The organism is Isoptericola sp. NPDC056605 (assembly GCF_042792795.1).
Classification (GTDB): Bacteria; Actinomycetota; Actinomycetes; order Actinomycetales; family Cellulomonadaceae; genus Isoptericola.
The window spans coordinates 194,401-206,529 of record NZ_JBHTVT010000004.1 but is presented as its reverse complement, the minus strand read 5'-3'; the positions used below and the strand labels follow the sequence as shown (position 1 = coordinate 206,529).

Sequence of the window (12,129 nt, the reverse complement as noted above, 5' to 3'; positions counted from 1 at the left end):
CACCCGACCGCCACGACAGGAGGCGACCGATGCCTGCCGACCGGATCCGGCGGATGCCCTTCGCCAGCGTGTACCCGCTCTACGTGCAGAAGGTGGAGCGCAAGGACCGCAGCACGGACGACCTCGACCGCGTCCTGACCTGGCTCACGGGCTACGACGACGGCGGCCTCGAGAGGGCCGTCGCCGACGAGGTGGACCTGGAGACGTTCTTCGCCCAGGCGCCCGCGATGAACCCGAACGCGTCACTCATCACCGGGGTGATCTGCGGTGTGCGCGTCGAGGACATCGACGACCCGCTGATGCAGCAGATCCGCTGGATGGACAAGCTCGTCGACGAGGTCGCCAAGGGCAAGAAGATGACGTCCATCCTGCGAGGGAGCGCGGCCGCCTAGCCTGTGGCCGGCGATCGATCGACGGCGCCGGTCCGGGATCAGCGGCGCGGCAGACGCATCCCCATGGTCAGCCCCCACGGGTGGTGCTCCAGCGTGCGGAAGCCCAGGTGCTCGTAGAAGCCGATCGCGCGCACGTTGCGCCCGCCGACGCCGAGGTGGATGCCCGGCGCACCGGCCGCGGCGACGCCGTCGAGCACCGCCTCGAGCACGCGGCGTCCGCGGCCGCCGCCCTGCGCCTCGGGCAGCAGGTCCACGTGGAGGTGCGCGGGGAACTCGTCGAGCCACGGCGCCGTGGTGCGCGACGTCGCGTGGATCGCGCGCAGCAGCGGCGCGTCCGGCGACGCGTCGTCCTCCGCGGGGGCGGCATACCGCCGCCGCAGCGCCGGCCACCAGCTCTCCTCGCAGCGGCGCTCGAAGTCCGCGGTGCTCGCCGTGGCCACGCAGTACCCGAGGGGCGTGCCGTCCTCCCGCCGCAGGACGCGCGCCAGGTCGGGCTCCAGCTCGAGGTACGCGCCGAGGTAGACGTGGCCGAGCAGGTCGCCGTCGGCGTACAGCCCGGTGGCGTCCTCGCCCGAGTCGCCCGTGCGCAGGCACACGTCGTAGAGGGCATCGCGGTCGGTGGGCCGGTAGCGGTCCACGGCGATCGCCTGGTGGGGCCCCGTGGGCATGACGTCCTGACCGGTCTGCGGCGTGCTCATGCTCGTATCGTCCCTGGTTGCGCGCCCGACGTCGAACCTGGTCGACCCGACAGTGCACGCCCCAGGACTCACACCGAGAAGTACTTCGCCTCGGGGTGGTGGAAGACGAACGCGTCGGTGGACTGCTCGGGGTGCAGCTGCAGCTCGTCGGACAGCGTCACGCCGACGCGCTCCGGCCGCAGCAGCTCGACCACCTTGCGGCGGTCCTCCATGTCCGGGCAGGCGGGGTAGCCGAGGGAGAACCGGGCGCCGCGGTACTGCAGCTTGAAGAGGCCCTCGACGTCGGTGGGCTCCTCGCCGGAGAATCCGAGCTCGTCGCGCACGCGGGAGTGCCAGAACTCGGCGAGCGCCTCGGTGAGCTGGACGGACAGGCCGTGCAGCTCCATGTACTCGCGGTAGGCGTTCGCCTCGAAGAGCTTCGCGGTGTGGCCCGAGACGGTGTCGCCCACGGTGACGAGCTGCACGGGCAGCACGTCGAACCGGCCGGTCTCCTCGGCGAACGACCGCGGCCGCACGAAGTCGGCGAGACACAGGTGCCGGTCGCGGCGCTGGCGCGGGAAGTGGAACCGCAGCCGCTCGGTGCCTGGCTCGCCGCCGGAGCCGCCGTCGGGCCCGTCGTGGTGCGCCACCACGACGTCGTCGCCCTCGGACCACACGGGGAAGTACCCGTACACGACGGTCGGGTCCATGATCTGGTCGGTGCGCACGCGCTCGAGCCACGCGGCCAGCCGCGGCCGGCCCTCGGACTCGACGAGCTCCTCGTACGAGGCACCGTCCTCGCCTCGACCGGGCTTGAGCCCCCACTGGCCCATGAACGTCGCGCGCTCGTCGAGGAACGCCGCGTAGTCGGCGAGCTGGACGCCCTTGACCACGCGGGTGCCCCAGAACGGGGGTTCGGGCACGGGGTTGTCGGCGGCGACGTCGGAGCGCGCCGGCAGGTCCTCCGGCGCCGTCTCGGTGACGGTGACGACACCGTGCCGGCGCTTGCGGAGCGCGGGCAGGCCCACGGACTCCGGGTCGGCGCCGCGCGCGATGGCGACGAGCGGCTCCATGAGCCGCAGCCCCTCGAACGCGTCCTTCGCGTACCGCACGGTGCCGGGGAACGCGGAGGCGAGGTCGTCCTCGACGTACGTGCGGGTGAGGGCCGCGCCGCCGAGCAGCACGGGCCAGCGCTTCTCCAGCCCGCGGGAGACCAGCTCCGCGAGGTTCTCCTTCATCACGACCGTCGACTTCACGAGCAGGCCGGACATCCCGATGACGTCGGCGTCGTGCTCCTCGGCGGCCTCGATCATCGCGCTGACCGGCTGCTTGATGCCGATGTTCACGACCGTGTAGCCGTTGTTGGTGAGGATGATGTCGACGAGGTTCTTGCCGATGTCGTGCACGTCCCCCCGCACGGTGGCCAGCACGACCGTCCCCTTGGAGCGGTCCTCGCCGCCCTCGACCTTCTCCATGTGCGGCTCGAGCAGCGCCACCGCGGTCTTCATCACCTCGGCGGACTGGAGCACGAACGGCAGCTGCATCTGGCCGGAGCCGAACAGCTCGCCCACGACCTTCATGCCGCCCAGCAGGTGGGTGTTGACGATGTCGAGGGCCTTCATGCCGTCGGCGAGCGCCTCGTCGACGTCCTCCTCCAGGCCCTTGCGCGCGCCGTCGACGATGCGGCGCTCGAGCCGTTCGCCGACGGGCAGCGCGGCGAGCTCGGCGGCGCGCTGGTCGCGCAGGGCGGTGGCGTCGACCCCCGAGAACAGCTCGAGCAGGTGCGCCAGCGGGTCGTGGACGAGGTTGCCCTCGTCGTCGTAGCGGCGCCGGTCCCACACCAGGTCCTCCGCCGCCTCCCACTGCTCGTCGGGGATGGCGTTGCGCGGCAGGATCTTCGCCGCGTGCACGATGGCGGAGTCCAGGCCCGCCTGCGTCGCCTCGTGCAGGAACACCGAGTTCAGCACCGTGCGTGCGGCCGGGTTCAGGCCGAACGACACGTTGGAGACGCCGAGCGTGGTGTGCACGCCGGGGAAGCGCGTGGTGATCTCGCGGATCGCCTCGATCGTCTCGATGGCGTCGCGCCGCGTCTCCTCCTGGCCCGTCGCGATGGGGAAGGTCAGGGCGTCGACGATGATGTCGTCCACCCGCATGCCCCAGTCGCCCGTGAGCTGCTCGACGAGGCGGGTGGCGATCGCGACCTTGCCGTCCTTGGTGCGCGCCTGGCCCTCCTCGTCGATGGTCAGTGCGACGACGGCGGCCCCGTGCTCCTGCACGAGCGGCATGATCTTCGCGTAGCGGGAGCCCGGGCCGTCGCCGTCCTCGAAGTTCACCGAGTTCACGACGCCGCGCCCGCCGAGCAGCTCGAGCCCTGCCTGCAGCACGGCCGGCTCGGTCGAGTCGATCACCAGCGGCAGCGTGGAGGCCGACGCCAGCCGCGAGACGACCTCGCGCACGTCCGCCACGCCGTCGCGCCCCACGTAGTCGATGCAGACGTCCAGCAGGTGCGCGCCGTCGCGCGTCTGGGCGCGCGCGATGTCGACGACGTCGTCCCAGCGGCCGTCGAGCATCGCCTCACGGAACGCCTTGGAGCCGTTGGCGTTGGTGCGCTCGCCGATCGCCAGGTACGACGTGTCCTGGCGCAGGTCGGTGTGGGAGTAGAGGGACGCGACGCCGTTCTCGCGCTGCGGGTCCCGGGCGGGCAGCTCCCGGCCCCGCACGGCCTCGACCACCTGGCGCATGTGCTCGGGCGTCGTGCCGCAGCACCCGCCGACCAGGCCGAGCGCGAACTCCTGCACGAACTGCGTGTGCGCGGCGGCGAGCTCCTGCGGCGTCAGCGGGTAGACGGCGCCGTGGGGTCCGAGCTCCGGCAGGCCCGCGTTGGGCATGCAGGTGACCGGCACCTCGGAGTGCCGCGCGAGGTGGCGCAGGTGCTCGCTCATCTGGTCCGGGCCGGTGGCGCAGTTCAGGCCGATCGCGTCGACGCCGATCGCCTGCAGCGTGGTGAGCGCCGCGCCGATCTCCGAGCCCATGAGCATGGTGCCGGTGGTCTCGACGGTGACGGAGACGATGACCGGCACGTCGCGGCCGACCTCCGCGATCGCGTCGTGGCAGCCCGTGACCGCCGCCTTCGCCTGCAGCAGGTCCTGGCTGGTCTCCACCAGCAGCGCGTCCGCGCCGCCCTCGAGCAGCCCGGCCGCCTGCTCGGCGAACGTCGTGCGCAGGTGCGCGTACGTGGTGTGGCCGAGGCTCGGCAGCTTGGTGCCCGGGCCCATCGAGCCGAGCACCCAGCGCGGGTGGTCGGCGGTGGCGAAGGCGTCCGCGCGCCCGCGGGCCAGGGCGGCGCCCGCCCGGGCGAGCTCGCGGATCCGGTCGTCGATGCCGTAGTCGGACAGGTTCGACCAGTTGGCGCCGAAGGTGTTGGTCTCGATCGCGTCGACGCCCACCTCGAGGTACTCGTCGTGCACGGCGCGGATGATGTCGGGCCGCGACACGTTGAGGATCTCGTTGCAGCCCTCGTGCCCCTCGTAGTCGTCGAGGGTGGGGTCCGCGGCCTGGATCATCGTGCCCATGGCCCCGTCGGCCACCACGACGCGCGTGCGCAGGGCCTCGCGCAGGGCGGTGGAGCGGGCGTCGGCGGCGGCGGGGTCGAGCGTGGTCGTCACCCGTGCAGCGTAACGGCGCGCGGCGCCGCTCGGACGGCGCGTCCACCGTCGCGAGCGGGCCCCGCGGGCCCGGCTCAGAGCAGCGGAGCGCCGTTCACGGTGAGCAGGATCGAGTACACCGACGTGGACGCCGTGACGAAGAGGCGGTTGCGCTTGCGGCCGCCGAAGGCGAGGTTCGAGACCTCCTCGGGCAGGTGGAGCCGCCCGAGGAGCGTGCCGTCGGGGTCGAGGACGTGCAGGGCCTCCCCGGCGGCCACCCAGACGCGGCCCGCCGTGTCGACGCGCACGCCGTCCGGCCCGCCGTCGAGCTCGGCGAGGACGTCCCCGCCCGTGAGTCGTCCGCCGTCGACCTCGAAGGCCCGCAGGTGCCGGCGTTGCGTGTCCGCGACGTACAGCCGCTGCCCGTCGACGGAGAACGCCAGTCCGTTGGGGCGCTCGAGGTCCGTCGCGACGGCGGCCACCTCCCCCGTGCGCGGGTCGACCCGGTAGACGTGGCAGCCGTCGATCTCCGGCTCCGCGTGCTCGCCCTCGTAGTCGCTCGTGATCCCGTACGGAGGGTCGGTGAACCAGACCGCGTCGTCGGCCGACACGACGACGTCGTTGGGGCTGTTGAGGCGCCGGCCCTGCCACCGGTCGGCGAGGACCGTCGTGGACCCGTCGTGCTCCGTGCGCACCACGCGCCGCGGACCCTGCTGGCACGCGACGACGCGGCCCTGCCGGTCGATCGTGCGCCCGTTGGCGTAACCGGCGGGGGAGTCGAAGACGCTCACCGAGCCGTCCGTCTCGTCCCAGCGCAGCACCCGGTCGTTGGGGATGTCGCTGAACAGCAGGTAGCGGCCCGCGGGGACGTACAGCGGTCCCTCTGTCCAGCGCGCGCCGGTCCAGAGGCGCTCGAGGCGGCTGTCGCCGCGCACGGCGGCGAACCGCGGGTCGAGGAGCTCGTACACGGCGGGGACGGTCTCGGTCATCGCACGCTCCGTTGCGGTCGGTGCAGGTCAGGACGGTGCACCGTGCCACACGGCCGCCGCCCCGGACAAGCGCCGGCGGACGAAAAGGCCGTGCGGGGGGCCCCGGCGGTGCCTACCGTGTGGCCCATGGCGACCCCTGCCCCCGCCCCGCTCGCGCCCCTCGCGGAGCGCGCTGGCGCCCCGTCCGTCCTGCCGCCGCTCACGGCCGGCGGGCTGACCTGGCGCCCCGCGACCCGCGACGACGCCGGCGCCCTGCTCGACCTGCGCAACACGGTCGCGGAGGCGGACCGCGAGCCGTACCGGGAGACGCTGGACGAGCTGCTCGAGATCCTCGACGCACCGTGGCGCCGGCTCGCGACCGACTCGGTCGTGGGGCTCGACGCCGACGGTCTGCTGCGCGCCTACGGCTACGTCGAGACCATGCCCGGCGACACCAGCCGGGTGCGGGCGTTCCTGTGGGGGGCCGTGCACCCCGACCGCCGCGGGGAGGGCATCGGCCGGGAGCTGTTCGCCTGGCAGGAGGCACGGGCCCGCCAGATGCTCGCCGCCTCCGGCGCGAGCGTCCCCGGCCGGATCGGGGGGTTCCTCGAGGACACGGCCCCGGCCCCGAAGGTGCGGCTGTACGAGCGTGCGGGCTTCACGCCGCGCCGCTTCTACTCCGACCTCGAGCGCGACCTGCGCGACCTCGACGCGCACCCCGTGCCCGATGTCGCGCTCGACGACGGGCTCCGGCTCGTGCCGCTCGCCGACGACCTCGACGAGCCCGCCCGCCTGGCCCACAACGACGCGTTCCGCGACCACTGGGGCAGCGAGCCGCAGACCCCGGAGCAGTGGCGGAGCGGGCGCTCGACCTACGCCCCCGAGTGGTCGTTCGTGGTCGTGGACCCTGCGCCGGACGTCGCCGCCCTCCTGGCCGACCCGCGCACCGACGGCGAGACGGCGGCCGCGCTGCGGGCGGGTGAGCCGCTCGTCGTCGGCTACCACGTCGCGGCCCGGTTCACGGCGGACTTCGCGGTGCGCGGCCACCCGTTCGGCTACACGGAGATCCTCGGCGTGCGCCGCGCCTACCGCGGCCGCAAGGTCGCCGTCGCGCTGCTCGCCGCCGGCATGCGGGCGTTCGCCGCCGACGGCATGGCGGTCGCCGCGCTCGACGTCGACACCCAGAACCCGAGCGGCGCCCACGGCCTGTACGCAAGCCTGGGGTACACCGAGCGGCACGGCTCGCGCCTGGTGACGATCGAGCTCTGACCGGCGGACGGGGCTCACCCGACGGCGGGTTTCGGACTGACGCCCCGGGGCCCTAGGCTGCCCCGCGTGACCGACGTCGTTCATTCCGGGCTGCTCCCGGCGCCGCCGCAGCGGCTCCTGCCCACCGTCACCTCCCGCGCGGCCGCCGTCGCGCTGGCGATGCTCACCGTGCTGCACCTCGTGGCCCAGGTGGCCGAGGCCAGCACCTGGGCGCGCGTCACCCAGGTCTGCCTGATGCCCCTGCTCGCCGTGACGCTCTGGTGCGCCGCGCCCGCACCGCGCTCGCGGCTGGTGCGGCTGGTCGCCGTGGCCCTCGGCCTGTCCTGGCTGGGGGACACGGCTCCCGCGGCGTTCGAGGGTGATGCCGCGTTCCTCGTCATGGTGGGCTTCTTCCTGCTCGCCCAGGGTGCCTACGTCGTCGCGTTCTGGCCGACCCGGCGGGCGAGCGTCGTGCGCCGGCCGGCGCTCCTCGCGCCCTACGTCCTCGCGGCCGTGGCGCTCGTCGCGGCCTGCGCCCCGGGTGCGCCCGGGCCGCTGCTGGCCGCCGTGATCGTCTACGGGGTCTGCCTGGTGGCGATGGCGGTGCTCGCCACGGGCGTGCACCCGCTGGCCGGCGCCGGCGGCGTCGTCTTCCTGGCGTCGGACGCCATGATCGCGCTGGGCGCCTTCACCGGCTGGTTCGACCCGCCCGCCTCCGGCTTCTGGGTGATGCTCACCTACGTCGCGGGTCAAGCGCTCCTGGTGGCCGGGGTGCTCGCCTGCAGCTGCAGCCAGCTGTCGGGCTCGGGGACGGGCATGAAGCCGGCGCGCTCGTAGATGCGCCGGCCCTGGTCGGACGCGCGCAGCAGGACCCGCTTCAGCCCGAGGGACTCGACGTCGGCCAGCGCGCCCGCGACGACGGCGCGGCCCAGCCCGTGCCCCCGGTGCGCGGGGTCGACGATCACGTCCGCGAGCCAGCCGAACGTCGCGCCGTCCGTGACCAGGCGGGCGTAGGCGGCGAGGTCGCCCGTCGCGGCGAGGACGCCGTAGTTCCGGGACCCCGCCATGGCGGCGCGCTGCTGCTCGCGGGAACGGCCGGCGGCCCAGTACGCGTGCGCAGCGAGCAGCTCGTGCACCCGGTCGGCGTCGATCCGCTCGGGGGCGGTGGTGAAGACGTAGCCGTCGGGCAGGTGGAGGTCGGGGTCCGGCAGGTCGAGGTCGGGCATGGCGGCAGTGAAGCAGCCGACGTGTCGGAGGTCACGCCTAATCTCGGGACATGGACATCATCCTCGTACCCGGGTTCTGGCTCGACGGATCGGCCTGGGACGACGTCGTCCCGGTGCTCGCGGCGGCGGGCCACACGCCCCACGCCGTCACCCTGCCGGGACTGGAATCGGTGGACGCCGACCGCTCCGGCATCCGCCTGGCGGACCACGTGGACACCGTGGTCGCCGCGATCGACGCCGTCCCGGGCGACGCGCCCGTCGCGCTCGTGGGGCACTCCGCCGGCGGAGGGCTCGTGTACGCGGCCTCCGACCGGCGTCCGGACCGGGTCGCCCGCGTGGTGTACGTCGACTCGGGGCCGTTCGTCGAGGGCCAGGCCGTGAATGCCGACCTCCCGGTCGACGTCGTCGACCACGAGCTGCCCGCATGGAGCGAGTTCGAGGAGCAGGACCTCGTCGGGCTCGACGACGAGGTCCGCGCACGGTTCCGGGACCGTGCCGTGCCGCAGCCCGGCGGGACGGTCCGCGAGGGCCACCACCTCGGCGACGACGCGCGCCGGCTCGACGTCCCGACGACGGTGATCGCCTGCGAGATGCCCGGCGAGGTGCTGCGGGGACTGATGGCCGAGGGTCACCCGTTCGTGGCCGAGCTGGCGCGGCTGCACGACTACGAGATCGTCGACCTGCCCACGGGCCACTGGCCGATGTTCTCGCGCCCTGCCGACCTGGGCACGGCGATCGTCGCCGCAGTCGACCGCTAGCGGACCGGGCGGGCGCGGCCGCGGGGGCCGACGGCACGGAGCGCGGTCGTGAGCGCGTCGTCGGACGAGGTGGTCGCGACCGGGGTGCGCACACCGTCGCGGGCCTCGTCCCAGGATGCGTACCCGTCCAGCGCGACGTCCTGCCAGGTCGGCACACGCTGGCCCGGGAGGTCGGGCCGCCGGGCCTCGACGCGGCGGCGGTGCTCGGCGGCGTCCGCGAGCACGGTCTCGAGCACGACGGGGCGTGCCCCGGCGGCCCGCGCGGTGTCGGCCCAGGCCGACCGGGACTCCGGCACCGGGCAGACGGCGTCCACCACGACGTCGCCGCCGAGCTCGAGGTTGGACCGGGCGAGCAGGTGCGCGACCGCGTAGCCCTCGGGTCCGGCGGAGCGGGCGTCGCCGGCGCCGAGCGCCGCCTCGATCGCGTCGACCCGCACGTAGGCGGCGCGCAGCGCCCGGGCGAGACGCCGCGCCAGCGTGGTCTTGCCCGTGCCGGGGCGGCCCGTCACGACCACGAGGACGGGTACGTCGTCCGGCTCGGCGACGGGGCCCGCGCTCATGCCCGGCCGTCAGCCGATCGCGGCGACGGGCGCGGGCAGCGGCTGGCCCGAACCGTCGCGGCGGTCGGTGCTCTCCGGCAGCTCGGCCGGCTGACCGGCGCCGCCCACGGCGCGGGCGGGCCCTTCGCCCACCCAGGCCAGGACGAGGCCGTCCTCGCCCTTGAGGAAGCGGTGCGCGCGCACCCCGCCGGTGCCGCGCCCCTTGCCGGGGTACAGCTCGTACGGCGTGACCTTCGCGGAGCCGCCGCCCGTGCCGGGCAGCGCGCCCGACGTCCCCGCCACCGTGACGACCGTGTGCAGGTCGCGGTTCGCGGCCCTCGCGACGCCGAAGAAGACGACCTGCTGGCCCGCGCCGAGGCGGATGCCCGCCATGCCGGCCGCGGCCCGGCCCTGCGGGCGCACCGCGGAGGCGTCGAAGTGCAGCAGGCTCGCGTCGGAGGCGACGAAGACGAGCTCGTCGTCCTCGCCGACCGGGCTCGCACCGACCACGCGGTCGCCGTCCTTGAGGGCGATGACGTCCCACTCGTCGCGGTTCGCGGGCACGTCGCCCGCGGCGACGCGCTTGACGACGCCGTTCGCGGTGCCGAGGGCCAGGGTGGGCGCGTCGTCGTCCAGCGAGACCACGGCCAGGGCGGTCTCGCCGGGCGCGAGCGCGACCAGCTCGCTCACCGGGATCCCGCCCGAGAGGGACGGCGGGCCGTCGACCGGGGGGAGCGCGGGAAGGTCGAGCGCGGACACCCGCAGGAGACGGCCCGCGGACGTCACGAGTCCGACGTCGCCGCGCGTCGTGGTGGCGACGTCCCCGCGCATCGCGTCGTGGGCGTGCCGGCGCCCGGCGCGCTCGAGGGGCGCGTCCGCGGCCTCGCCCGAGGTGCGGGCCAGCAGCCCGGTGGCCGACAGGAGCGCCCGGGTGGGGGAGTCCGCGATCTCCAGGCTGATGGCCGGCGCCTTGCTGCGGCCGTTCGTCGCCGCCGGGGCGGTGGCGCCGCCGGCCGAGTCGAGCAGCACGGTGCGGCGCGGGGTGCCGTAGGTCGAGGCGACCTCGCCCATCTCGGCGCTGACGACGGCGCGCAGGCGCGCGTCGTCGGCGAGGATCTCCTGGAGCTCGGCGATCTCGCGCTCCAGCTCCGACTGCTCCTTCTCCAGCTCGATGCGGGAGAACTTGGTGAGGCGGCGCAGCTGGAGGTCGAGGATGTACGTGGCCTGGGGCTCCGAGAGGTCGAAGACGCTCATGAGGCGCTCGCGCGCGGCGCCCGCGTCGTCGGAGGTGCGGATGACCTGGATGACCTCGTCGATGTCGACGATGGCCAGCAGCAGGCCCTCGACCAGGTGCAGGCGCTCCTGCCGCTTGGCGAGCCGGAAGGTCGAGCGGCGGCGCACGACGTCGATCCGGTGGGCCACCCACACCCGCAGCAGCTCGAGGAGGCCGAGCGTGCGCGGCTGCCCGTCGACGAGGGCCACGTTGTTGATGCCGAACGAGTCCTCGAGCGGGGTGGTGCGGTACAGCTGCTCGAGCACGGCGTCGGGGTCGAAGCCGGTCTTCACCTCGACGACCAGGCGCAGCCCGTGGGTGCGGTCGGTGAGGTCCTGGACGTTGGTGACGCCCTGGATCTTCTTGGCCTTCACGCCGTCGGCGATCTTCTCGATCACCTTCTCCGGGCCGACGCCGTAGGGCAGCTCGGTGACCACGATGCCCTTGCGGCGGGGCGTGACGTTCTCGACGCGCGCCGTCGCGCGCGTGCGGAACGTGCCGCGCCCCGTGCGGTAGGCGTCGCGCACGCCGTCGAGCCCGACGATCTTGCCGCCGGAGGGCAGGTCGGGGCCGGGCACGAAGCGCATGACGTCGTCGAGCGTCGAGTCGGGGTTGGTGATGAGGTGCTGGGCGGCGGCCACGACCTCGACGAGGTTGTGCGGCGCCATGTTCGTCGCCATGCCGACGGCGATGCCGGACGAGCCGTTGACCAGCAGGTTCGGTACCGCGGACGGCAGCACCGCGGGCTGCGTGAGCTTGTTGTCGTAGTTCGGGACGAAGTCGACGACGTCCTCGTCGAGCCCTGCGGTCATCGCCATCGACGGCGGGGCGAGCCGGGCCTCGGTGTACCGCGGAGCGGCCGGGCCGTCGTCGAGCGAGCCGAAGTTCCCGTGCCCGTCGACCAGCGGCAGGCGCATCGAGAAGTCCTGCGCGAGGCGCACCAGCGCGTCGTAGATCGCGGTGTCACCGTGCGGGTGCAGCTTGCCCATGACCTCGCCGACCACGCGCGACGACTTCACGTGCGCGCGGTCGGGCCGCAGGCCCATGTCGGACATCATGTAGAGGATCCGGCGGTGCACCGGCTTGAGGCCGTCGCGGGCGTCCGGCAGGGCGCGCGAGTAGATGACGGAGTACGCGTACTCGAGGAACGACGTCTCCATCTCCGCCGCGACGTCGATGTCGACGATCTTCTCGTCGAACGGCTCGTCGGTGGCGGGTGCGCTGCTGCTCTTGCGCGCCATGCGGTGCGGCTCCTGAGTTCGATGGACGGCTCGGCGGGACGGCCGGCGGGGTTCGCGGTCGGGCGTCCTTCGCGGACGGCACCAGACTCTAGTCGCCGGCGCCCACAGGGCCGCGCAGGCGCGGCGACGCGCCCGCGTCACAGGGCCCGGATAGCCTGCACGG

Annotated in this window: 10 protein-coding genes; 4 read left to right on the top strand and 6 right to left on the bottom strand. The window is 74.2% G+C overall.

The annotated features are described in order from the left end of the window. Positions 1 to 29: 29 nt before the first annotated feature. Positions 30 to 392 (top strand): DUF2200 domain-containing protein, encoded by a 363-nt coding sequence (locus ACFQ8Y_RS06500; RefSeq protein ID WP_430563705.1) that lies wholly within the window; start codon positions 30 to 32, stop codon positions 390 to 392. Positions 393 to 430: 38 nt separating this feature from the next. Here ACFQ8Y_RS06500 and ACFQ8Y_RS06495 read toward each other — a convergent pair whose 3' ends face one another. The 3 genes from ACFQ8Y_RS06495 to ACFQ8Y_RS06485 form a co-directional block, all read right to left on the bottom strand. After that, positions 431 to 1,090 carry a GNAT family N-acetyltransferase gene (locus tag ACFQ8Y_RS06495; RefSeq protein ID WP_430584971.1) on the bottom strand — a complete coding sequence of 220 codons (660 nt, stop codon included), beginning with the start codon at positions 1,088 to 1,090 and terminating at the stop codon, positions 431 to 433. 68 nt (positions 1,091 to 1,158) lie between these two features. Then, the gene (gene metH, locus ACFQ8Y_RS06490; RefSeq protein WP_430584970.1) at positions 1,159 to 4,734 is read right to left on the bottom strand and encodes a methionine synthase; all 3,576 of its coding nucleotides are present in this window, start codon (positions 4,732 to 4,734) and stop codon (positions 1,159 to 1,161) included. 74 nt (positions 4,735 to 4,808) lie between these two features. Next, positions 4,809 to 5,702 (bottom strand): SMP-30/gluconolactonase/LRE family protein, encoded by an 894-nt coding sequence (locus ACFQ8Y_RS06485; protein ID WP_430584969.1) that lies wholly within the window; start codon positions 5,700 to 5,702, stop codon positions 4,809 to 4,811. Positions 5,703 to 5,828: 126 nt separating this feature from the next. On the opposite strand from ACFQ8Y_RS06485, the gene ACFQ8Y_RS06480 reads away from it, so the two are divergent. Then, on the top strand, positions 5,829 to 6,950 hold the full coding sequence (locus ACFQ8Y_RS06480) for a GNAT family N-acetyltransferase (RefSeq protein WP_430551082.1): 1,122 nt from the start codon (positions 5,829 to 5,831) through the stop codon (positions 6,948 to 6,950). A 66-nt stretch (positions 6,951 to 7,016) separates the two neighbouring features. Beyond that, the gene (locus ACFQ8Y_RS06475; RefSeq protein WP_430584968.1) at positions 7,017 to 7,766 is read left to right on the top strand and encodes a lysoplasmalogenase; all 750 of its coding nucleotides are present in this window, start codon (positions 7,017 to 7,019) and stop codon (positions 7,764 to 7,766) included. Here ACFQ8Y_RS06475 and ACFQ8Y_RS06470 read toward each other — a convergent pair. Beyond that, positions 7,679 to 8,155 (bottom strand): GNAT family N-acetyltransferase, encoded by a 477-nt coding sequence (locus tag ACFQ8Y_RS06470; RefSeq protein WP_430584967.1) that lies wholly within the window; start codon positions 8,153 to 8,155, stop codon positions 7,679 to 7,681. The genes ACFQ8Y_RS06475 and ACFQ8Y_RS06470 overlap by 88 nt on opposite strands. Positions 8,156 to 8,205: 50 nt before the next feature. Between ACFQ8Y_RS06470 and ACFQ8Y_RS06465 the strand changes: the two genes are divergently transcribed. Continuing rightward, positions 8,206 to 8,913, top strand: coding sequence for an alpha/beta fold hydrolase (locus ACFQ8Y_RS06465; RefSeq protein ID WP_430584966.1), 708 nt, complete (start codon positions 8,206 to 8,208; stop codon positions 8,911 to 8,913). Here the strand turns inward: ACFQ8Y_RS06465 and ACFQ8Y_RS06460 are convergent. Next, entirely contained in the window at positions 8,910 to 9,473 is a 564-nt protein-coding gene (locus tag ACFQ8Y_RS06460; RefSeq protein ID WP_430584965.1) for an AAA family ATPase, read from the bottom strand. The two genes, ACFQ8Y_RS06465 and ACFQ8Y_RS06460, sit on opposite strands and share 4 nt — an antisense overlap. 9 nt (positions 9,474 to 9,482) lie before the next feature. Then, positions 9,483 to 11,966 (bottom strand): DNA topoisomerase (ATP-hydrolyzing) subunit A, encoded by a 2,484-nt coding sequence (locus ACFQ8Y_RS06455; RefSeq protein WP_430584964.1) that lies wholly within the window; start codon positions 11,964 to 11,966, stop codon positions 9,483 to 9,485. Positions 11,967 to 12,129: the final 163 nt, after the last annotated feature.

Bases quoted from the DNA above. Each gene is read 5' to 3' on its own strand.
- ACFQ8Y_RS06500 (WP_430563705.1), top strand. From the start codon at position 30: ATGCCTGCCGACCGGATCCGGCGGATGCCCTTCGCCAGCGTGTACCCG.
- ACFQ8Y_RS06470 (WP_430584967.1), bottom strand. From the start codon at position 8,155: ATGCCCGACCTCGACCTGCCGGACCCCGACCTCCACCTGCCCGACGGC.
- ACFQ8Y_RS06455 (WP_430584964.1), bottom strand. From the start codon at position 11,966: ATGGCGCGCAAGAGCAGCAGCGCACCCGCCACCGACGAGCCGTTCGAC.
- ACFQ8Y_RS06465 (WP_430584966.1), top strand. From the start codon at position 8,206: ATGGACATCATCCTCGTACCCGGGTTCTGGCTCGACGGATCGGCCTGG.
- ACFQ8Y_RS06480 (WP_430551082.1), top strand. From the start codon at position 5,829: ATGGCGACCCCTGCCCCCGCCCCGCTCGCGCCCCTCGCGGAGCGCGCT.
- ACFQ8Y_RS06460 (WP_430584965.1), bottom strand. From the start codon at position 9,473: ATGAGCGCGGGCCCCGTCGCCGAGCCGGACGACGTACCCGTCCTCGTG.
- ACFQ8Y_RS06485 (WP_430584969.1), bottom strand. From the start codon at position 5,702: ATGACCGAGACCGTCCCCGCCGTGTACGAGCTCCTCGACCCGCGGTTC.
- ACFQ8Y_RS06495 (WP_430584971.1), bottom strand. From the start codon at position 1,090: ATGAGCACGCCGCAGACCGGTCAGGACGTCATGCCCACGGGGCCCCAC.